Below are 22,966 nucleotides of genomic sequence, written 5' to 3' on the forward strand. Positions count from 1 at the left end.
ATGGATGATGAAACGATGGCTTTAACAAAAATACTCGCAGTGGATGACGAACCCTTTAATCTTGAAATTATAGAAGAGATTCTGGAGGACCTCGATTTTGAATTAAAGGTAGCCGTTAGCGGTCCAGAGTGCTTGAGTATGGTAGAGGACTATATGCCTCAGGTTATATTGCTGGATGTGAGTATGCCACAAATGAATGGTTACGAAGTCTGTAAGAGCCTTAAATCCAACCCAAATACCGCGCATATAATTGTGATGTTTGTATCAGCAAGGGGGACGGTTGAGGAACGTATGGAAGGTTACTCTGTTGGTGCAGAAGATTATATTGTTAAACCGTTTGGACATGACGAACTCAAGTCTAAATTAAATAATTTGAATCAAGTGTTGGTAGAGAAAGAGAGTCTTGAAAAACAAGTTGAAGATGCAACTTCTACAGCATTTAATGCGATGGCTAACAGTAGTGAAATGGGGCAAATAGTTAATTATGTTGAAAATATTGGTTTTATAAATGATCCCCAAAGTTTAGGAAAAGCGCTCATAGATTGTCTACAGTCTTTTAATTTGCAAAGTAACGTAGAGTTTCGATATGCGAATGTTATAGATCATTTTGCATTACATGGGGTTTGTTCACCGATTGTTATTGAACTATTTGAAATGCTTAAAAGTAAAGGTCGGTTGCACGAATTTTCACATCGAATTTTGGTTAACTACGAATACATAAGCTTACTGGTTTTAAATATGCCGGATCATGATCCAGATAAGCATGGACGAATTCGTGACCACGTATGTTTTATTGTCAGTGTCACAGAGCAGCAATTACGAGCAATAATGACCAAAAGAATACTTGTATCCCAACAAGAACGACTAAATACGGTCGCAAATTCCGTACATAGTAAATTTCATAGTTTAATTGGCTTACTTAACGATAATCGTAAAAATAACGAAAGAGTTTTTAAGCAACTACAAGAAGATCTTGAAGTGCGAATACCAACAATGGGATTAGATGAGGACCAAGAGGTTTTTATTTACAAAAAAGTAGATGAAACAATTCAAAATTCAATTTCAAGAGAGGAGTCAGTTCAAGAAGTTAAAGCCTCTTTTGCTGAGATTGAACAAGACCTGTCATTACTTTTAAAGAGCTAAGTAACTTGATAACTGGATAATAAATCTATCTTAAGCAGTTCTTTCAGCACTGACTGCGTTGAATTTTCTTGCAATAGGCCCGCGATTGACATGCAAGTTCGCCTGTTTTACTGGAAGTCTCTGGCTAGAGGGAATAAGTTTAAATATAGTTATTATTCAAAACGTTAGTGAATCTCTTAACCAGAGTTCAGGTTAAATATACTTAACTAAATAATGTTACTTTAAAGGCTTACACCAACTGCATTATGCATCTCTGGGTAAGCCTTTTTCTACAATTCTGATTAACCTAGCTGTTTTACGAAGCGCTACTCGTTGTTTATCATTTTGTTGGGAAAGTGCCCATTCAATATGCTCTAAAACAAGTTCACTGCATATTTGGCTTTTGTCTTCTAAGGCATAAATAATAGCGGGACTAAATTGTGCATTACCTAACCCTATTGCTAAGTTACGTAACCAACGTTCGTGACCAATACGGCGAATAGGACTGCCTTCGGTATTTTTTAAAAAAGTAGCTTCATCCCAAGCAAACAACTCAAGTAAATCTTTGTCTTTTAATTGAGTGCGCGGGTGAAAATCGTTTTCGTCAGTAATTTGGCCATAACGATTCCAAGGGCATACTAACTGACAATCATCGCAGCCATAAATTCTATTACCCAATAAAGTCCTGTATTGCTCTGGAATGGGCCCTTGGTGCTCTATTGTTAAGTACGATATGCATTTACGTGCGTCAACGACATAAGGCTCTACAATTGCGCCTGTTGGGCAAAGAGTGATGCAGGCAACGCATTTACCGCAGCCTTCAAAGGTGTTTTCGGCGTCTATTGGTAGTGGTAAATCAATAAATAGCTCGCCTAAAAAAACCACGATCCTGCTTCTTGATTAATTAATAAAGAATGCTTACCACGCCAACCTAAACCCGCTTTCTCGGCGAGTTGACGTTCAAGTACTGGGGCTGAATCTACAAAGGGTCTAAAGCCATATTCACCAATTTCTTGTTCTATTTTTTGGCCGAGTTTTTTTAATCGATTACGCATTAATTTATGATAATCACGACCCAGTGCGTAGCGGCTTATATATGCTTTTCCTTTATTTTTTAAGGTTTTTGCAAAGCCAGCATCGGGTGGGAGGTAATTCATTTTTACTGATATTACACGTTGTGTGCCAGGTACTAATTCAGCTGGGCGAGCGCGTTTCATGCCGTGTGAAGCCATGTAGTCCATTGAACCATGAAAGCCACCATCAAGCCAACGTTGCAGTTGAGCCTCGTGCTTACTTAGGTCAATATCGGTAATACCCACTTCGCTAAAGCCAAGCTCTTGTCCCCAAGTTTTTATTTGCAGGGCTAATTTTTCATAGTCTGGGGTTGGGTTGCTCACACACTTTACACACTTAAATTAATAGCTGCGTAATTTACCATATTTACTAGGGCTTGTTTATCTTTCGGGTTGAATTTAAAGCAGTGAGTTTGGTTTTTAAGTAAGGCAAAGCTATGTTGTATGGTTGTTCCCCATAAATAGTCGATAACGCTGCATAGATGCCTGTCATGCGCTGTCTTTAGGTAGAAAAAATTTTAATCCTAAAAGGCCAACAGGCTCTAATAAGTTAAAACGTTTTGCTACAGTACAAAACGTTTTAACTGTTGTTGAGTTTGTAAGCTTAGCTGCTGAGAGTTTTCGCTATCGGCCACAGCAGTGTCGATTAATTGCTTAGCTTGCTCACCTAGCTCTACAATTTGCTCAACAGATTGATGAGTTTGAGTTTGTGTTTGCTCAAGCAGATGCACGGCACTGGCTATTTGCTTCAATTGTTGCTGATTTTGCTCAAATTCATTAAGCATCTTGCTAAACCCGTCAGACGTTGCACTAATTGCACTTTGTGCACTATTAGAGTGGGTGATCAGTTGCTCTGACTCTTTATTTGTTTCGTTTACTAGTTCATTCATTTGGGTAATAAAATCACTAATTTGTCTTGTTGCGCCACTTACCTTTATAGAAAGCGTACGGACTTCATCGGCAACTACAGCAAAGCCTCGTCCAGCTTCACCTGCTCGGGCTGCTTCTATTGCAGCGTTTAGTGCTAATAAGTTGGTTTGATCTGAAAACTCTTCAACCATTTTTAAAATACTACGTATATTTTCACTGTTTTCTTTTAAACCTGCGACCGTATTTGAAAAACTACCTAGCATATTAGTGATTAATTTAACTTGTTCGACAAGCGCTGAAAGCTCTTTAGCTGAGAGTTTTACAAAGTTTAGATGTTCATTATTAACGTTATGGACACTGTCGGTATTAATGACTATGTTTTGTAAGCTTTGCGTTATTTGCATACTCGCATTAATTATACTGTGGCTTAAATGTATTTGTTGCTCGCTTGAGTTATCCGTATTTTTCATTGACTCGGTAACGGCTTTATTACTATTGGCACTGGCTTCAGCGCTACTGTAAGTTGTATTTAGTAGTTCGCCTAAGTGAGTGGTGAAAGTATTGTATTGGGTACTTAAATCTCTAAATTCATCATACGAAAAATGCGGAAGTTTTGCGGCTAAATTAGCATCTTGTTGGTTTATTTTTATTAGTGTATCGCGCATCGCGGTAATAGGACGCACGATTAAAAAACGCATATACGAAAGTGTAAAACCAAACCCCATAACAATTACTAGTGTTAAAAGCCAAAATAGCTCTGTACTTTGTTGTTCGCTAAGGCTTTGGTACAACCAAAACAGAGTGATGGCTTGAAATAGAAATACAAAACTTAGATTGCCTACAATTTTACGTGTTAATGTGAAAAAGAAGGTCTGCTCGATGTAATTATAAATTTTCATGTAGCTACTCATTTTACTGAAACCTTTATGGTATTAGTGCTCTTACGTTCTATGTAAGGAGTATAGATGTGTTTAACTATGATCTAACGATTGTAAGTATGCTTTAGTTTGTGCTGGGTAGTTGGTAAAAATCCCATCTAAACCATATTCGAGCATTTGTGCTATATCTTGCTCTTTGTCTACCGTGTAGGCATAAATTTTTAGTCCGCGTTGCTTTGCATCATTAGCAAATGCTTTATTAACAAAATTTTTATCTACATGCACACTATAGGCATTTAAATCTTCAGCAAATTTTGCATAGCTTATAGGTATAGAAGACGTCAGTACGCCTATTTTTAACCATGGTAAACGGTTTTTAAGCCACAGTAATTGATGGTGATCAAACGATGATACTAAAATATTGGTACGTGATATTTTTCCCATACTTATATTGTATTCAAGTTGAATCGCAAGTTTTTCAAGTTCAAAAGTATGCTTAAGCTCTAGGTTGAGTAATGTTTTATCGTTATTCCAATCTAATAACTGCTGTAAGTTAGGTACATACTCACCATTTCCCGCGTCAAGCTTGGCTATTGTTACAGCGTCAAATTCATTGACCTTACCTGTGCCATTAGTCGTTCTATCAAGCCATGAATCGTGGATTAACATGTAATCATCAATAGCACTTTGTATATCTACTTCAATGCCATCTACACCTATTTTTAGCGCTTCTAAAATAGCACTTTTGGTGTTTTCTGGGAAATGTCCGCTTGCGCCTCTGTGTGCAAATACTTTCATTTACGTGCCTTTTTTGTGATTGACCAAGTTTCAAAGCAGGCGGCGCTAACAATTAATGTGCCACCTATTAGTGTCATTGCTGATGGGCGTTCATGTATTATAATAATCGCTAATAGTGTGCCATAAAGAGGTTGAAGGCAAGAAATGAGCCCAGCAGTAGCAGCAGATAAATGTTTTAAACTGGCTGCAAATAGTGAATGAGGCGTAGCTGTAAATATTACCCCTGCAATCAAAATTAATAACAAATCATGGTTACTTATTTCATACACAGGTACTTTTATAAATGCACATAGCATAAGGCTTGCAACCAAGGTTTGATAAAACATAGTTTGTGGGCCACCGTATTGGCTAAAGTAACGTTTGTGAGTGATGTTTCTTATTGAAAAAAGAATGCTGACACTACGCCTGTTATCACTCCAAGAGTTACGTCGTCACCTAAACTGGCAGTAGGGACAAGAAGGTAAATACCTAATATAACCACCGCTGCACTAAGTATATCTTTAGCTTTGGGTTTACTCTTATTAAATAAAGGCTCTAAAAATACAGTAATTACTGGATAACTAAAAAATGCGAGCATCCCAATTGTTATACCCGCCATTTGCATACCAGCAAAGTAGGTAACCCAATGTATACCTACCGCCACACCGAGCAATATAGCCATTAAATAATCTTTAGGTTTATTAAGCTTAATAGGTTTTTTTGCATACTTAGCAAAAACCAAATCGCAATGCCAGCAACTGCGGTTCTATAGACGGTTATATCAAGTGCATTTAAGCCAATGAGCTTTGCAAATAGAGCGGTTCCGCCAAAAAGTAATACGGCAATATGTAAATAAAGCAGGCTTTGCTGTTGGGGTTGCATTGAGTTTCCTTGTTATGCTTTTTTAGCATATTAGCATCGGTTAAAAATTCTTGAGATGATTTTTTTAATACATGACAAATGTCAGTAAAGTTAATGACATTCAACACTCACATTATTTTTGCACACTGGCATAATTACTCTACTTAATTGGAGGTAGTTATGAATTCCTTAATTTTATTTAGTTTGACTCTTAGTGAAGCGCTAGAAACATTAAATTTTACTATTAGTGACGCATATTGCTTTATGCTGATATGTATTTTCGTGTTATTTATATTTAGTAATAAAAACAAAATTATAAATAAAAATAATATACCAGAGGTATTAGCATGAGTTCACTTAGTGTCTTTTCTAAGCAAAGCGATAAAGGTTTTTGGAAATATGGACATCTAATTTTTACTGGCTTTTACTTACTTCCGATGATAATCGATTTTGCTCATTTCACGAGTGAGCAAATCGTTATTTCCTTAGCTTTTTATATTGCTTTTATTCTTTTATATGTAAAAGCAATAAATTGTAAAGGTACTGGTGTAACTAAGTTATTTTTAGCAATGCTATTAATTTGCTTCAGTGCTACTTTTTACAGCACTGGCACTCCTACCTTGTTTGGCTTTGCAGCCTATATAGCAGGCTATGCATACAGCAAGCGTCAAAGAGTTTATGCTGCACTAGCGATTATATTCTCGGTTTTATTAAGCGCATATATTGGTGATATAGGAAAGGTTCAGTACTTTTTAGCGATTGCTTTAATTTTATGCGCTGCGTTATTTAGCTACGGCATTGCAGCAAGAAGGGAGCGTCAATATAAAAAGCGTGAACAAGAAAATGCAAACCAACTAGAGCAATTAGCAGCAATTGCAGAGCGAGAGCGAATAGCTCGTGATTTACATGATATTTTAGGCCATTCACTTTCATCAATAGCTCTAAAAGCCGAGCTTGCCAACAAATTACATAACGCTGAGCGGTTTGAACAAGCTGGAAATGAAATTACCCAAGTAGCCGATTTAGCCCGTGCGCTTTTATCAGATGTTCGTCACGCTGTAACCGATTTAAAACAGCAGCAACTGACAGGGCAAGTTGAGCAACTAAAACAGCGCTTAGAGGAGCAAAACATTATCACTAATGTAACGCTTAATTTACCGGTGTTACCTGCAGTAATAGAAAGCGAGCTGTGTTTAATTATTAAAGAAAGCGTGACGAATATTTTACGTCATAGTAAAGCCAATCAATGCGATATTAATCTCACATCAACTAAACAAAGCATAACGCTAAATTTATTTAATAACGGTGATTGTGAAAATATCACTCCTGGCAATGGTTTAACGGGTATTAAACAGCGCGTAGAAAAGTTAAATGGCCAAGTGAAATTTGAAATTCAAAATGGATTTAAACTGACAGCACACATTCCTTTGCCATAAGCAAAGTTAAAAATACCAAGTAAAGGAAAAAGTATGATCAAAGTATTTTTAGTAGAAGACCAAGGGTTAGTTCGCGATGCTATATCAGCATTACTAAGTCTCGACTTTAATATAGAAGTAATAGGCCAGGCGTGCGACGGACAAGCTGCACTTGATCACCTATCTAGTTTATCAAACGTATTACTACCAGATATTGTACTTAGCGATATTGAAATGCCAAATATAAATGGCATTGAACTAAGTGAACAAATAGCTGCAAAACACCCATCAATTAAAGTAGTAATAATGACTACGTTTTCCCGCGCGGGTTACATCAGACGTTCACTTTCGGCTGGTGTTACAGGCTTTATTTTAAAAGAAGCACCAAGTGAAGATTTGGTAAATGCACTTAAAAAAGTAATGTTGGGGCAAAAAGTGATAGACCCAGAACTTGCTATTAATGCATTGGATGACTCCGATCCACTTACAGATAAAGAGCGCAAAGCACTAAAACTCGCAAGCGATGGCCTTAAAACGAGTGAAATAGCCAAGCAGTTGTTTATAAGCGAGGGAACTACACGTAATTATCTCTCGGATGCTATAGCTAAATTAAATGCCACAAACCGAATAGATGCAGCACGTATAGCGAAACAAAAAGGATGGCTATAGAGAATAACTTTTTAAGGTGGGCGACTTTATAGCTGATCATTACAGTAATATACTTCATCAACATCTGAAGTATATTACCCATGTGAATCGAATACTATGATTTATCCTAAAGCATAATTAAGTTGTCAGCCCTTTCGAACTGCGACTCTTTATGGGTAATAATGATTACTGTTTTATTTAGTAATAACTGTTCCATTGCTTGCTCTATACAATGTCGATTTTTAGAATCGAGTGCGCTTGTGAATTCATCTAGAATAACCAGTTCTGGTTCTTGCAGTATTGCTCTGGCAATGGCAATACGTTGCTTTTGACCTCCAGATAATTGATTTCCCCGATCACTAATTGGCGTAAAATAACCATTAGGTAAAAGTTCGATAAATTCATGGGCATTAGCCTTTTTACATGCATTTATAACTTTGTTCATTTGCTCTTGTGTTGGTTCTTCCCCTACATCTGGGAGTAGGTTTTCAATTATCGATGAAGAGAATAAAATAGGTTCCTGTTCTACATAAGCAATGTTGCTGCGAAAACTAGCAATAGTATGCTTATTTAACAATTTTTCCCCAATTGTTATTTCCCCGCTTGTTGGTAAATAATACCCTAATAAAAGTTTGGCTAAGGTCGATTTACCATTACCAGAAGGACCTCTAATAACTGTTTTCTCTCCTTGCTTAATATGGATATTAAGCATATTAAATACTTTCTTTTCAGGGTTGTTAGGATAAGAAAAAACAACATTATTAAAGCTAATATTTCCCATTTCAATTGCTTGTTGACCGTCTTGTTGTTCGGCGTCTGAATTATTAGTTAATAGTTCAAATAAATAGCGAGTGGCTCCCAATGAATGAACCCATTGCGCCCAAAACCCAGCTAACATATTTAAACTTGTAAATGCCATTCCCAAATACAGCACATATGAAGCGAGCTCACCTACGGTTAATGTATTTTTTTGAATAAGATGACTACCTAAAATTAGCATTAAAATTAGGCTACTAAAGATTAAAAAATTAAAAAAACCTTGGAAAATAGCAATAGCTGAAACGGTTTTTTTAGCACACGACACATAATGTTGATTACTTTGAGCATATCTATTTTGGCTTGCTTGAAACCAGTTATATAATTTTATTAATGTATGCCCATTTAAGTTGTCAAATGCCACTTTATTTGTTTTAGCTAAGGCTGTTTGCTCTTGATCAGATAAAGCCTCTACCTTTTTACTTAACAACTTAGTTGCAATAATAAATGTAGGAATGCAGAAGAATAATACTGAAGAAAGTATTGCAGAGAGAGTGAACATCATCACAATACAACCTATAGCTACAACTATAGAGCGCATTGCTTGCGCAGCACTAGTTGTGAGGACATCTTTTAAACTTTGGGTGTCTGAATTAATTCTACTGGCGAGCTCAGCCGTATTGTTTACATCATAGTAACTGGCAGTTTTTTTATCAGCACTTGATGTAACTTTAATCTAAAATGAGTAATTACCTCGATACCAAGGCGCTCAAATAAATAGAAACGAACAGCACTTAATAATGAAAACAGGATGACGGTAATCAATACATAAAAGTGAAAAGGTTCTAACAACGATGATGGAGCCCTTCCATCAACATAATAATTGACTAGCTTAGGTAATGTAAGCTGGATAAAAGCTGTAATTAGCATAATTAAAAAAGCAAAAAATGCTTGAAGTTTAAAAGGGGCGAGAAGCTTAATTCGTTGCAAATAATGTGGATTGTTCAATTTTTTCACCCAAAATTTGTTGTTTGAAATAACGCCAATTTTCATCATCTATCATTCCTTGACCCTCTACTTCACTATTTTCATTGATAAATAAATAGGCAGGCGAAATTTCATGAGGGTTAACTGATTTATAATCAGAGTAATTAAGCTGCCAAATTAAGCGAGTTAAAGTTGATTGGGCAAAAAAAGATCCAATGTTTTCCATTTGTTCATGCAAAAGAATATGAAGAGAAACACCATTTAATTGTGCATGAACAGCAAGCTTCTCCAGCATAGTGATTTTACTTTTACATTTGGGACAATTTGTAGCAAGAAAAATTAATGCACTTGGTATATTAATATCTGTATAAATATGCTTTTTAGTATGCAGCTCCATAGCTTGAAGCGATGGAAATGTTTCAATATTAAAAGAGGGAGCGTCTAACTGCTCTTTAGCTTTGACAAATTTTTTAGCATTACTATGTTTAATGAAATATTTACAAAGGTAAAAAAAGCTAAAAGTATAATAATGTATTGCCATTCTTCAGTAAGTTGCATGTTTATTCCGAATGTAAAAAAGTGCTGATAGATTTAAGATTGATTATGAGATTAACTAGGGTTAAAGCTAAAAAAAATAAAGTTAGTATTTGTAGATTAAAGATTTGTAATGGCGGTGCTATACACAATAGTAAGCTTGCCAAAAATAGAATTGTGTTACGAAGAAGGTCTTGCCAATCTAATACACTGCTTTCACCAAAACAATTGCACTGAATAACTTTTCCTGTCATCAAAGTGTATAGTGGAATGAAAACAAAAATGAGCATTATAAAACTGATTAATTGATATATTATCAGAGGCTTAGTCGGGAGTAGTAATGTCGGGAGAATGGCTAATTCACATGTGATAATAGTAAATGCGGCGAATTTACTAAAAGCTCTAGGTACCTTAAAAGACAGCTCTAACGTAGACTGAAACTCTTTAAAAATAATAGACTTTTTAATTCCTGCAAATAAAAAAGTAAGGGCTAATAACATTGCGCCGAATGTACTCAACAAAGACATTTACTTATCTTCCTCATAGATAGACCATTTGGGGTTTAGTCCAGACATATCTTTCCAGCGACTACTGCTGCTCTTTTCGCAAACTATGATTGAATCACACCAAGATTCATTTAGTTCATTACGGTTTCCACCACCGAGGTACAAAATAAAAAATTCTACTAAAGGCCAAGTGGCTGCGTTTATCCTTAGATCGGTTTTAAAAGGTAAATCGAGTTTAGCTAATTGCGTACCAGTTATCGCATAATCATGACTGTGATAACTGAACATTAATGTATCAATTATTTTGCTTTGTGTGGTTTTGCAGTGTTGACCTGCTAGCTTTAACAGCTCTTGTGCTATTTCTTTAACTTCAAGTACTGTGCGATAGAATGTCGTTAAAGTTGGTGGGAATATGTGTTCACAGAGCATACTTAGCATATTACTTTTATCTGCAACTTCAGTATTAAACCAGTCTTTAGACATATCACTAAACAGTTTTATATCAGCACTGGATAAAGCTGTATTTTGCTCTCCTTGCCCACCATGAAGATGTGGATCAATAGCAGAAAAAATAGATAAAGGAGAAAAGTAAACCGCATTAGCACTTAGCGCTAATAAAGTCCCTGATGATTGGCAGTAATGAGGTGCAATAATATTGAGATTATGGCAGTAATCATTTAGTAATAAAGCAATTCTTCGCGTCGCATTAACATCTCCGCCTCGAGTATAAAGTAAAACATTTAGGGTGTTAGTAAAGCCCAATATATTTAAATGATTATATAACTGAGGTAAAAGGTCCATATCAAGGTGTGATGCAGCAATGACTAAAATTTGCTGTTCTTTGCCTAGTTGCTCACTTAATTTTGCTATTACTGGGGACGCTACATCTTGTAATTTTTGACTAAACTCAGGCATATTCACTTACAAGCTTCCTCTAATGCTTCAATCAATGATTTCGTTATTTTTAGCTCTGGTACATTTTCTTCTACGAAACGGTATTGTCCATTTGGATTGTTTTCCAAAAAAACATATTCACCTTGAGGGGTGACAATTAGATCTAATGCTGAGTAAGTAAGTTGATAACTGTTTACGAATTCTAAACAAGCTTGTTCAATTTCTTCAGGGAGTTGATAGGCTGACATTGGCACTTGCACATTTAAATTTCTACAGTCTACTTGGCTTTCGGGGTGTAATTGTGAGTCAAGTTTTGCTGCGAACACTTTACCAGCAATAATAGTTACTCTTAACTCATATGCTTTTTCAATATATGCCTGAAATTGATTAGGTAGCAAGCGTAATGAGTCAGAATCATTAAGCATATTTTCGTCGATTAGTGTTGTCGCAACCCCTTGGCTTTGCATTTTTTGGCTTGTAATTACAGGGTCTGACATTACTTTATATACGACTTTTTTGTGCTTTAAGAAAAATGATCTAATTTCATTCGGATCATTGCTAATTATAGTGTCAGGGATCTTAAAGCCTAATGTTAAGGCTCTTTGTAATTGCTCTCCCTTCCACATCGATGCACGTAAATATTTAGGGTGACTTACCCAAAAGCAGTTGATGCCGTATAAAGCGCTAAATAAAGCATGTTCTGTTTCTTGATTAGAAAATTGCTCAATAGATTGTTCCATATCACTGACTAGGTAAGAAAAATTAGCTGGTTTTCGCAACCAAATAGAACCTATATTTGAAAAGTTGATATTTTGTCCTGTGTGTATATTTTCAAGGGTGGTTGAGAACTCGTTGTTTCCAACTGATTGTTTTATCAGGTAGCTTTTTGGGAATTGGTCTAATTCGAGTAAAAAGTAATTTGAATTCTTACTTTTTAACACTTCAATCGCTTTTTCTACGTGATAGTCTTCACTGTGGCTTATAATCAATATTGATTTCATGTGCACTCCGATGCATTTTGAGAGGTAACCAACAGTAGGATTTTGGAGGGTTAGTTAAATGTTATTATTCTTATTTATAGAGATTTATAATGTATATATTAGTTAAAGAGTTCTATAAATTAATGTCGATTTGAATGAAACGACAATAAAACCGCTGATTGTCGTTTTAAATAAGTGCTAGTTTAACACCAGATACCATTGTCTTTCCCATGCCAGCGATCGTCAGCTCGAGCCCATGGTCCAGAGCAACCTGCTGTAGCTGCTTTATTTTCAGCTTGCCATTTTTTTCCTGTTTTACAGCATTTTTATTTGCTGCAGCAAATGCAAACGGTTTTGTATTTTTCATAATTATTTCCTTTTGTTAGTTATGATTGACCTTGTTTAGGTCAAAAAAAACACTACACCCGTTTCTCATTTAGGTCAATATGTTATTTTATTGTTTTTTTGTTAATATGGGGTTGTGTTTGATTTTGTGTACAGCCGGTACGCGATATACTTAATGACTAGGGCGTGTTGACCTTTCGTGATTGATTTTACAGCAGACTGTTTGGTATTTAGGCAAGGCAGAGTCTATGTGGTGTGGTTATTCCCCATAAATAGGTGATAACGCAGCATAAATGCCAAATATGCGCTGCCCTTTGAGTTCTTTCTAGGGACGATTAACTCTTTGTTTCTCGGTTTTTACTTAGCCCACTAGTTTACAAACCTCGCGCCGCGATTAAATAGCCCCTAGATTGAACGAATTTCAACCCACAAAGGTCAACACGCCCTAGTGTTTTTATTTTAATAAAAGTAATAAAGAGAGAGCAGTGATAAATCGAACCTTCTCAGTAAAGAGTATTTAAACTTGCAAGCGGCGGTCTTAAAGTTAGTAAATAACGAAGTAAAGGGGTGGCTATAAAATAGGGCTGAACATAGCCCTATATTTTAAAGCAAAAAAACAGACTAATTATAATAGTTATGTATTTCCCTCATGCCCTTCATTTTATATGTCTAGGAGCGGTTGGTGACAGTGTTTTTTCCTAATAAATTTATGTAGTACGTTAGTTTTGAGCTGATTCGAATAAACTAACTTCTAAAGAGTGCTGGCTTACGCTGTTCCTTTTTAAGGCGATATATAAGTCGGAGTGAATGTATATACCTTCTTTATCTGATGTCATTCCTGCAATTTCAAACCATGAAAGCAGTTGGCGTTTTCTACCTGCTAGTTCAAGCCTTATATCACGCTTTTTAAATATAATGTCTAAGTCGGCAAGCATGGCCATTACACTTAAATCTAAGTGAGTAAAGCAGGGTACAGCATCAATTATTACGCACTGAGTGTCGTCTTTTTGTCTTGCGTATTGCTCAAGTAATCTGCGTTTAAAGTAGCTGGCATTAAAGTAAGTTAGAGGGGAATTAAAACGATAAATAAACACACCTTGCACTGCTTTTGCTTTATCTGTTGCATCTAAACTTCTTACAACTCCGTTTATATCTACGCCTAGTATATTGTCAGTTGGACGCATTACTGTGCGGATAAACTGAAATAGTCCCAGTAATACAGCAAGCGTGATGCCAGGGATAACACCAATAAATAACACCGCAAGTAAGGTGGCCGAGGCTAGATAAAATGCCTGTTTATCTTTTTGTTTTAATTGCCAAACAGCTTTTAAATCGAGTAAATGAACAGAGGCAATAATAAGTACAATACCTAGCGCTGCGCTTGGAATAAATTCAAGTGGGGCTGTTAAAAATACAGCTATGACAGCAATAATGGCCGCTGCTATCATTGATACTAACTGCGTTTTACCACCTGTTGCATCGTTAACAGCGGTGCGTGAGTCGGCGCCACTGACGGCAAAACCTTGCGAAAGAGCTGACGCTATATTGGCAATACCTAACGCTCTAAATTCTTTATCGGCGTCTATGTCGTAGCCATTTTTAGCTGCAAAGCTGCGGGCAGTTAGCATCATACTTACAAAGCTCACAATGGCTAAGTTAAGTGCGGGTACCACCAGCTCACGAATAATTCCTAAATCAAAAACTGGCGTATTAAAAACGGGAAGCCCGCCAGTTACGGTGCCAATAGTTTTTATATCAAGCTGTTTTAAATCAAAAATCCATACCAAAAGCGCACCGAATGTAATGGCGAACATAGACGAAGGCCAAGTGGACTTTATCCGCTTCATGGCAAAATAAACAGCAAGTGTAAACAAGGCCATTAATAAGGTGGGAACATGTGTTTGTGCTAGGTATGTGGTTACGCCACCTAGGCGTTCAAGTAAGTAGCGCTCGTCAAAGGTAAAACCGAATACTTTGGAAAATTGACCAACAATAATAGTGATAGCTACGCCGTTTAGTAAGCCTATTAAAATAGGTTTAGATAAAAAGTCGGCTAATACACCTAACTTAAATTTACTGGCTATAAAGCACCAAAAGCCGGTCATGGCGGTCATGGTGACAACAAGTTGCCAATGCTTAAAGCTGTCACCTGCAGCAAGAGGTGTTACTACTGCTGCAATAACGGCGCAGGTTGCGGCATCAGGGCCGACTATTAGTTGTTTAGAAGTGCCAAAAAGAGCATATAGCATCATTGGCAGTATGCAAGAATATAACCCGACGGCGGCGTTAACACCGGTTAATTGTGCGTAAGCAATGGCAACAGGTAAAGCTACGGCAGCTACCGATAGCGCCGCCCTTACATCATCAGCAAACCATTGGCGTTCATAGTGCAGCAATGTATTTAAACCGGGCATAAAATTATATAAACGCGACAGCACTTTAGTTTTCCTGCTAATAGTTACAACGTTTTGATAGTAAATTTAATATTCAAATAAGTATAGCGGGCACGGGGTTATTTTAATAAATGGGGATGATTTAAATTAATAATGATTTTAAATTACTTTAAAACACGAGCTGATAATTAATGTGGGATTGTTATGCTGAAAAACAGTTAAATTACAGATATAAAAAATGACGCTTGCGTTGTGATAACACGCGCGCCATTTTATAGTTTTAAAAAGTGCCTGCTCATAAAAATAAGGAGCAGGCTAAACTTTAGGGGGATATTAAAATTTTGCGCGAATACCAAAGCTGTAACGACGATCCGCTTCAGTGTACTTCCAAGCACCACCTAGTTCAGATAGATAGATTGAAGGTTCACCTGTTAAGTTCGTTGCATTACCAACAAGCGTAATGTTTTCGTTAATGTCCCAACTTGCAGAGAAGTCTAACTGACCTCTATCGTCACGGTAGTTATTACCATAAACAGTGCCATCTTCAGAAATGCTGCCATTGGAGTTAATATTTTCTACACGTTTTTCGTTTTCAGTATCTAAGAAACTGTCACGATAGTTATAAGCGATACGAGTAGAGAACCCTTCGTACTCCCAAAATACTTGTAAGTTGTAAGTGTTTTTAGAGATATCTAATAACGGATTGCCATTTGGTTGCTCACTATCTGCATATGTGTAGTTTGCATTGATGCCTAAGCCAGAAAATGCACCTGGTAGGCTTGTAAAGAACTGCTGGTAGCCCACTTCAAAACCTTGAACTGAACCGTTTTCACCATTTACATTTTTAACAGTATCGATACCCGTTAGTCCTGCGTCGCGTAAGCCTGCAACATGGTTAAAGCCGTCAGCATCTACTGGAAAGTCAGTTGCATCAGAGTAAACTAAATTGTCTTGAGATACACCCGCTGCATCAAGTTGACATACTTGGTTCCACTGAGTCACGTTTTGACCAGCAGTAGTGCTTGATGAAGCGACACAACTACTTTCGTTGCTTAAGAAAGATTCAACATCTTTATAAAATACTGCGAAAGATAGTACGTTTCCTTCATCAAAGTAATGCTCTACAGATAAGTCGTATTGTGTTGCACGGTATGGTTCTAAATCAATAGAGCCTTGCGTTGCACCCGTAATGTCGTTGTTAACGTCAAACGCAGGGCTTAGCTCGCTAAAGTCAGCGCGGCGCATAACTTTTGCTGCAGCAAAACGAAATAGTGTTTCATCTGAGTAGTTATAAGTAACGTTTAAGCTTGGTAAAAAGTCACTGTAGTCATTGTCGCCAGTTACTTTTTCGCCATTGAGGAACACGCTTGATTCAAGATCTGTAGTTACATAACGACCACCTACAATAGCGGTGATATCATCAAAATCTAAATATGCAGATACATACACTGCGGCTGTATCTTCAACCACATTGCGGTATGCGCTATCTTGAAACTTTTGGTTGTCTGAAAGGCTGCCCGTTGAAGCTAGGTTAGTGCCTACAAGCAATTGTTGAAGTTGAGCATAAGTATTTGCTGGGTTAGATAAACCGTTATAGCTTAAAAAAGTTAGTAGGTCATTTTGCCCCGAGTGTCCTAGTTGGTCAAAAGAGTTGTCGTGGCTAACGGTAGTAAAGCTATCAGGAAATGCAGCATTGAAATCATCAACCCATAAAGTAGCTAATGAACCATCTGAGTCATTAAATGCATTTTTATAAATGTCTTTAATTTCTACTTTGTATTGTTCGTATTCGTAATCACGGTTAGTAACACGTACACCTGCTTTTACTTTAGATACCCAACTTAAGCTGCTGAGAGGTTCGAACATTTCAATATCAAAACGAACCGCTGTTTCATCATTGTTTGTTCTTTTATCTTCACTTTTAAAAGTACGTAATGCTAAGTTTTGTGGGTCGGTAAATGCATTTGGATCTGAATGAATGATGCTTGGTAATTTATTACCGTTTTGCGAAAATGCACCATCATATAAATGATTTACTAAATCAACCCCTCCGCTAGCTTCAAAGGTCGACTTTTCGATTGGACGAAGTGTAAATTCAGAATCAGGCCTTACGCTTTCTGATGATGCTACCGCAATTTCACCAGAGATTTTTATGCTGTCAGTAAGGTTCCACTCTGCACCAAGTGCATTTGAAAACGAGTCGGTTTCACGAAAGTCACTGTATGTTTTTGGGATACCAAATTCGTTTGTTAGTGTGTAGTTGTTTACGCCGTTAGCACCTTGAGTTGTGTTTGCATCTGTTGATAATGAGCCAACGACACCTAAAATAGAATTACCAGCTTGCTCGCCAGAGCGCTTAGTACCGCTTAAATCAAGGTACACCATGCCGTTACCAGATGTTGGTGCCCACTGAAGAGATAAATTTACAGCAGTACGTTCACGTTTTTCTACGTATTGTTCAACACTGTGCTCATCTCTAACAATGGCATTACCACTAGGTGTATTACCTTCTTGACCGTTAATTTCGATATCTTGAGGTTTAACTCGGCTAGATGTTTCATCTTGACGAATTTCACGATCTTGATATGAAAACATAGCAATGGCACCAAAAGTACCCATTTCGTCAAAGTCCCAATTGTTACCAATTGAGCCGCTAAAAATAGGTGCAATATTCTCTGTTTTATCAGCGTATTCGCCATCAAGAGAGATTGCGCCGGTTAGCTTATCCAGCTCTAGTGGGCGAACTGTCTTTAAACTCACTGTTCCGCCTAATGCACCTTCAATCATATCGGCAGTAGGCGATTTAACTACTTCTACTGTTTTTAAGAAGCTTGATGGGTAATCTTGCAAACTAATACCGTCACGAGAGTCACCAATTGTAGAGCGGCCATTTAATTCAACACGGTTTTGAGGTAAGCCACGAATAGAAACACTGTCACCCACACCAAAGTCGGTATTAATAGATACGCCAGTAATACGTTGCAGTGCTTCTGCAATGTTATTGTCTGGTAATTTACCTATATCTTCAGCAACAATAGCATCAACAATACGCCCATCAGTACGTTTGAGCATTGCCGCAGCTTTCATGCTACCTAGCATGCCTTTTACTTCAATAACTTCAATATCATCAGATGCGGTTTCTGAAGCAGTTGGAGCCTCTTGCGCTGCAATATTAGAAGAAGCCATTAATAAAAGGGCTGCGGCACTGATTGTTGTAGAGCTACTTCTTTTATGTTTATTAGTTAATGTTGAAGTAATTTGATTGAGTTTCATGTATCTCTCCCGTTTGGGTACGACTTAACGTCATTGTGTGTGTTGTTACTTGGTTTGGTTAACCAATTTAACTGCTTTTCCCTGTACTGTGTCATACAGGTGGTATGGTTGAAATTAGTCCAATTCAGCTTTTATTACAACCTTTGTTTACCAAAAATTCACAAAATGTATTACAAAGTGTTCATTTATTTTTTTATATTTAATAAATTTAACGGCTTATGGTTTACTTTTGTTTTTTATATTTTGAGTGAGTTTTATTAAAGTATGTTTACCAGGGGCATTTTTTATATTTTTTGTACTATTTAATATCATTTTTAGCGTTTTTTTGAACTTTTAGCGGCACTTTTATATGTATTTAGTTTGTTTTTTAAGTGATGTTAAAATAATGAGGTGTTCATTAAAGGTTGAGTACGGCTTATAAACTTGCGAAATAATGAGGAGTATAAAATCATTCAATTTTATTTTGGTTATTTTTTTTGGTAATACCAATTTTCTATTGTTTTTATATGGATTTTGTATTAGAGCTTACTGATACACGTCTATATGTAATTATAAATAGAGTGATTTTTACGCAAAAAAAAGCCCAGCATATAAATGCTGGGCTTTCTTAGCTTAAATATATTAGCTTTTTAGTTCGCCTGTAGATGATTCTAAGTGGGCTCGAATAAACCACTGAAATTGTTCTAGATCAGCCAGTTGGCTGGTGACCATATCTTCAGAGACCGGATCTAGTTCAGAAAGAGTCTCAATTGCTTTGCGGTGATCGGCATTAACGCCGTTATATACTTTATCAAGTGCAGCTAAATGCTCGGTCACTAGCCCTTTACCAATTGAGTATTCGCTCCATGTTCGGCGATCTACAATTGATTTTGGAGTGCCCACTGGTACTCCACCAAGAGTCGCAATTCGCTCAGCGATGGTGTCTGTCATTTCGCGCACAATGTCTACCTGTGGGTCTATCATTTCGTGTACGCCAATAAAGTTAGGTCCGACTACATTCCAATGAATATGTTTTAAAGTTAGTTGTAAGTCTATCAATGCAACCATGCGGTTATCGAGGGTAGCTATTGTTTTTTGAGCTGATTCGTCACTCATACCTGGCGCGGTAAATTTAGTTGTTTTGTTTGATTCGTTATTGTTACTCATAATTTCTCCTACTTAACTAATGTGTTGCTCATATATATGTTGCGTGATGAGCGTGACTTAAGCTTAATAAAGCAACTGCTATGCCGTAAGTTGATTTTTTTGAAAAGTAATTTAAAAACAAATGGTTATATTTTAATTTAAGGTTTTTAAGGCTGAAGAGGAGATTGGATTTTTGAAAAGCCTGCATATATTTGTAAAATATGCAGACTTCGATTTAGTTACTCTTAGGTGTATTTAAACGTTGGCTATATATTCGTGCGCTTTCAAAACATCGAGCGGCACTATTTCTAATGATTTTTTATTTGTGGCTTCAAGTACCACCGGTGGCGCAACGTTTGCTGAAATAGCATGAAGCCATCTTACTGCACACAAGCACCATTTATCACCGGCTTTTAAACCTTCGAAATCGTAAAGAGGGTTCGGGGTTATTAAATCGTTACCTTGTGATTTTGAAAATTGTAAAAACTCATCAGTCATAATTGCACACACACTGTGATTGCCAAGATCTGATTCTGGTACATAACAAAACCCTTCACGTGTGTAGCCACCATTACCGCAACATAGTTTTAAGCGTGTGCCGAGTACATTAAATTGATTCGCCATGAAATACCTTAATTTGTGGTGTTTAATAAATTTACTCTATCAGGAGTAACTCGCTTGAGATAGCTATAAAACTTAAAAGAGGGAAGGGCTACACAAACTTAAGCCCGCAGCAAATTGCGGGCTTAGTATTGTTTATTATTTAATACGCAGCGCCATACAATCGCTATGACCGTTTATGATCATGCTTTTATCAACACGTACGCCACCACCAGAGTATTTTCCGGCGGCTGTAAAACTACATATTTGTACAAAGTAGTCATCTACTTTGGGCAGTGCAAATAGTTGTTGGTATATTTGGTCTTGCTCGGCAAAGTGCCCCATTGTTTTTTCTATAACTTGCTGCTGTTCATCAACAAGTTGAATATTAGCGCCACAGCGTCCTACTATTGGTTTAACTACATAACCGGTTTGTAATAACTCGTCGTTAAGCCCAAACGCGGTATTAAGTAAATACTTATGATTAGGGAACAAGCTCCAAAGTATTGGTAAAATGGCTTTATTACTTGGGATTAATGTCCACAGTGGTTCAAATACCATCACGTTTTTACGCAGTAGTACATCGACTAAGCGTGGTGTTTCACCAGCTTGAAATTGTGGTTCAAAGTTATCAGTTAGTGATTGGTCGGCTTCGCATTCTTCACGAATTTGATCAAGTGCGGTTTCCCACGACCAGGTTTTCCATACGTAACTAAGTTGTGCGCCATCTGCATCTACTATGTTGCCTGATTCATTCCAGCGAAGTGTGCTTAAGCCAATTACTAACTTACACTCAAAGCCCGCGGCTTCAATAGCTTCTTTCATAAATAATGCGTGGTAATGTTCTTCTGGTTCATCGTCTTGTAAAATATGAACAAGACCTTTCACTTCACTTTTACGCCATGCTTTTACGAGGTCTTTAAATAAGTTTTGACCTGCATCTACACCTGCTTTAACACCAAAGTGTTTTGCCCACTTGCCCTGAACTTTGCCGCTTTCCATATAACACGATGCCGAATCGCAATTGTATTCGTAAACTTTTAAACCTGCTGCTGTTAAGGCAAAGTCAAACCGGCTGGTAATTAATTGGTTTAAGCGGTTATCCCACGATTGGCGAATTTTATTAAGCACAACATCGGGTAAATTAAACTTTTTTAATAACTCAGGGTGCTGCAGTACATAATCGGTTGCATGCATAAATAAGCCATGCAGCTCATTTGTTGCATGCTCAATGCTTTGCTGCGCCGTTTGAGATATTGCAAAGTAATTATGCTGATCTTCATCTACTGATGTGAGTTTATGGCCTTGCATCATTTCTACGTAGGCAGCTTCATCGTCATTCGCAATATTTAACCATGACTTGTTTGCTTGGCCTGTATCTACTGCTTTATAGGCTTCTATAATAAATAAATCAGTGTTTAGCTCAGACGTTGGCTCAGCATATTCTGTTTCATCAGTTTGTGTCATCCAGCCTAAAATAGTGGCGTCGCTGTAAGAGCACTCAATCCAATAGTCGCCATCTTTAGTTACTTTTGCTTTTAGTTCACGGCACCAGTTTTGATTTGTTGGCCATATTTGATGCCCTACATTTTGCTCAGCAAGACGTATTTTATCTTCATGCACTTCAACAATGACAGCGACATGGCCTGTTTCTTCAAACTCGCCGCCTTCTTCCCATATAAGTAAACTACCTACTTGAGGGTGATGTTTAGCACCATTTTTAAACGCGTTTAGTGGCAGTCTATTTTGGCTATTTACATCGCGCACTGAACGCAGCTCAAAAATATTGTAAGCCATGGCTATGTCATCAAAAATATAACCATGGTTGAGGTACATCCATCTACGGGCAAACTCAACGCATTGCCATTTATAGCCCATGTAAATACCGTCTAGGTAACTACGATAGGCGCTACGATTAGGATAAATGCTTTCATCAGCCGTATCATAATCAGATGAGTAAACAGCAACATTACCTGGTGCATAACCTAATAAGGTACCAAAAACGCTAGCAGGAGCAGAAGATTTCATAAACAAAGGTGTTCAAAATAAGGTGTAATAATTTGCTGACTATATGAGCGAAACTGCGTTATAGCAAGATATAAAATATGTTTTTACGAAGGAAAATGAGTAAAAAATTACTCATTCATTAAAGAGTGAAAATGCGGGGGAGAACCTTTATTAATAGCATTAGGTTTGGTGATTATTTGAACTTGTAGTTGGTTGAAAATTAGTAATGTTTTTGACGTAATAATTACTTTTTAAATCTTAACTAAAAAATGGAGAAGCTATAGGTAGCTTCTCCACTTTTATTATTCATAGTTAGTGCTTTTTATAATTTGTTAAGCAGGTTACACGTTACTAAATCATTTCAGCATCTATATGGCGTATAAGGTTTGATACCCAATTAACATACTGGCGGTGAATTTTTTTGCCATTGTAGTTTAAGTTAATAGAGTTTTTATAGTTGATTGAGTATGCCGTTTTATCATATGTAATATCGACTGTTAATTGGTGTGTGCGAATATCCAGCACACCTTTTATTTTACCTTCACTCATAGGTGTGCACTTCCAACCAAGCTGAATACATGCTTTTAGAATACCTTTTGCTACGTCAGCTTCACTGTTGGTAATTGTTGATGTTTGCGGAATAGGGTTTTGTTCGAAGTCTCTTACTGCGACAGATGTTGAACAACCAGCAAGTACAGTAAGAGCTGCCGCTGTAAGTAAAATTGAGTACTTTTTCATAATAATCCTTTGTTTTAATTTCATCCAATTGCGTTGTGTCGCCAATATATGCGCTTAGGTGAGATTATCGGTAAATTTATAGGTGAGTGCCAGTAATAATTTAAAATAAAGGCACTTGATCGAACCCTAACCAGAGTTATAGATTGGTCGAGAATTTAATCAGTTAAGAATATTATGTTACTTA

At 37.0% G+C, this 22,966-nt stretch carries 18 protein-coding genes and 2 pseudogenes; 3 read left to right on the plus strand and 17 right to left on the minus strand.

What is annotated here, in order from left to right; translation table 11 throughout:
- Positions 1–15 precede the first annotated feature (15 nt).
- Positions 16–1,143 (plus strand): response regulator, encoded by a 1,128-nt coding sequence (locus P4S65_RS07395; protein WP_337120741.1) that lies wholly within the window; start codon positions 16–18, stop codon positions 1,141–1,143.
- A 243-nt stretch (positions 1,144–1,386) separates the two neighbouring features.
- Here the strand turns inward: P4S65_RS07395 and queG are convergent.
- The 4 genes and pseudogenes from queG to P4S65_RS07415 form a co-directional block, all read right to left on the minus strand.
- A pseudogene (queG, locus tag P4S65_RS07400) lies at positions 1,387–2,519 on the minus strand (tRNA epoxyqueuosine(34) reductase QueG).
- Between the two features lie 239 nt (positions 2,520–2,758).
- The gene (locus P4S65_RS07405; protein ID WP_007376955.1) at positions 2,759–3,976 is read right to left on the minus strand and encodes a methyl-accepting chemotaxis protein; all 1,218 of its coding nucleotides are present in this window, start codon (positions 3,974–3,976) and stop codon (positions 2,759–2,761) included.
- Between the two features lie 60 nt (positions 3,977–4,036).
- On the minus strand, positions 4,037–4,741 hold the full coding sequence (locus P4S65_RS07410; RefSeq protein ID WP_337119859.1) for a glycerophosphodiester phosphodiesterase: 705 nt from the start codon (positions 4,739–4,741) through the stop codon (positions 4,037–4,039).
- Positions 4,738–5,602 (minus strand): annotated as a pseudogene (locus tag P4S65_RS07415) (DMT family transporter). The gene P4S65_RS07410 and the pseudogene P4S65_RS07415 overlap by 4 nt, the downstream one beginning before the upstream one ends.
- A 326-nt stretch (positions 5,603–5,928) precedes the next feature.
- On the opposite strand from P4S65_RS07415, the gene P4S65_RS07420 reads away from it, so the two are divergent.
- Entirely contained in the window at positions 5,929–7,017 is a 1,089-nt protein-coding gene (locus P4S65_RS07420) for a sensor histidine kinase (protein ID WP_033029928.1), read from the plus strand.
- Positions 7,018–7,050: 33 nt separating this feature from the next.
- Entirely contained in the window at positions 7,051–7,665 is a 615-nt protein-coding gene (locus P4S65_RS07425; RefSeq protein WP_337119860.1) for a response regulator transcription factor, read from the plus strand.
- Between the two features lie 106 nt (positions 7,666–7,771).
- On the opposite strand, the gene P4S65_RS07430 is transcribed toward P4S65_RS07425, so the two are convergent.
- The 13 genes from P4S65_RS07430 to P4S65_RS07485 all read right to left on the minus strand — a co-directional run bounded on the left by P4S65_RS07430 (position 7,772) and on the right by P4S65_RS07485 (position 22,782).
- Positions 7,772–9,136 (minus strand): ABC transporter ATP-binding protein, encoded by a 1,365-nt coding sequence (locus tag P4S65_RS07430; protein WP_337120742.1) that lies wholly within the window; start codon positions 9,134–9,136, stop codon positions 7,772–7,774.
- Positions 9,085–9,408 carry a hypothetical protein gene (locus P4S65_RS07435; RefSeq protein ID WP_337119861.1) on the minus strand — a complete coding sequence of 108 codons (324 nt, stop codon included), beginning with the start codon at positions 9,406–9,408 and terminating at the stop codon, positions 9,085–9,087. The genes P4S65_RS07430 and P4S65_RS07435 overlap by 52 nt, the downstream gene beginning before the upstream one ends.
- Positions 9,377–9,928, minus strand: a complete 552-nt coding sequence (locus P4S65_RS07440) for a hypothetical protein (protein WP_337119862.1) — start codon at positions 9,926–9,928, stop codon at positions 9,377–9,379. Before P4S65_RS07440 ends, P4S65_RS07435 begins: the two co-directional genes overlap by 32 nt.
- Positions 9,929–9,947: 19 nt before the next feature.
- Positions 9,948–10,448 carry a MauE/DoxX family redox-associated membrane protein gene (locus tag P4S65_RS21875; protein WP_442961858.1) on the minus strand — a complete coding sequence of 167 codons (501 nt, stop codon included), beginning with the start codon at positions 10,446–10,448 and terminating at the stop codon, positions 9,948–9,950.
- Positions 10,449–11,342, minus strand: coding sequence for an SDH family Clp fold serine proteinase (locus P4S65_RS07445; protein WP_337120743.1), 894 nt, complete (start codon positions 11,340–11,342; stop codon positions 10,449–10,451).
- Positions 11,343–11,344: 2 nt separating this feature from the next.
- Entirely contained in the window at positions 11,345–12,322 is a 978-nt protein-coding gene (locus P4S65_RS07450) for an MvdC/MvdD family ATP grasp protein (protein ID WP_337119863.1), read from the minus strand.
- Positions 12,323–12,488: 166 nt separating this feature from the next.
- The gene (locus tag P4S65_RS07455) at positions 12,489–12,668 is read right to left on the minus strand and encodes a hypothetical protein (protein ID WP_337119864.1); all 180 of its coding nucleotides are present in this window, start codon (positions 12,666–12,668) and stop codon (positions 12,489–12,491) included.
- A 697-nt stretch (positions 12,669–13,365) separates the two neighbouring features.
- Complete coding sequence (locus tag P4S65_RS07460; protein ID WP_337119865.1) at positions 13,366–15,084, minus strand: SulP family inorganic anion transporter; 1,719 nt, start codon at positions 15,082–15,084, stop codon at positions 13,366–13,368.
- A 288-nt stretch (positions 15,085–15,372) separates the two neighbouring features.
- A complete protein-coding gene (locus P4S65_RS07465) occupies positions 15,373–18,312 on the minus strand; it encodes a TonB-dependent receptor (RefSeq protein WP_337119866.1) in 2,940 nt (979 codons plus the stop codon).
- A 621-nt stretch (positions 18,313–18,933) separates the two neighbouring features.
- Entirely contained in the window at positions 18,934–19,458 is a 525-nt protein-coding gene (gene dps, locus P4S65_RS07470) for a DNA starvation/stationary phase protection protein Dps (protein WP_096792511.1), read from the minus strand.
- Positions 19,459–19,692: 234 nt separating this feature from the next.
- Positions 19,693–20,061 (minus strand): DUF2237 family protein, encoded by a 369-nt coding sequence (locus P4S65_RS07475; protein ID WP_149606479.1) that lies wholly within the window; start codon positions 20,059–20,061, stop codon positions 19,693–19,695.
- A gap of 135 nt (positions 20,062–20,196) precedes the next feature.
- A complete protein-coding gene (gss, locus tag P4S65_RS07480; RefSeq protein WP_337119867.1) occupies positions 20,197–22,065 on the minus strand; it encodes a bifunctional glutathionylspermidine amidase/synthase in 1,869 nt (622 codons plus the stop codon).
- 330 nt (positions 22,066–22,395) lie between these two features.
- Positions 22,396–22,782: a hypothetical protein gene (locus P4S65_RS07485; protein WP_007376940.1), complete on the minus strand. Its 387-nt coding sequence runs from the start codon at positions 22,780–22,782 to the stop codon at positions 22,396–22,398.
- Positions 22,783–22,966 lie beyond the last annotated feature (184 nt).

The organism is Pseudoalteromonas sp. B131b (assembly GCF_037162545.1).
Lineage (GTDB): Bacteria > Pseudomonadota > Gammaproteobacteria > Enterobacterales > Alteromonadaceae > Pseudoalteromonas > Pseudoalteromonas fuliginea.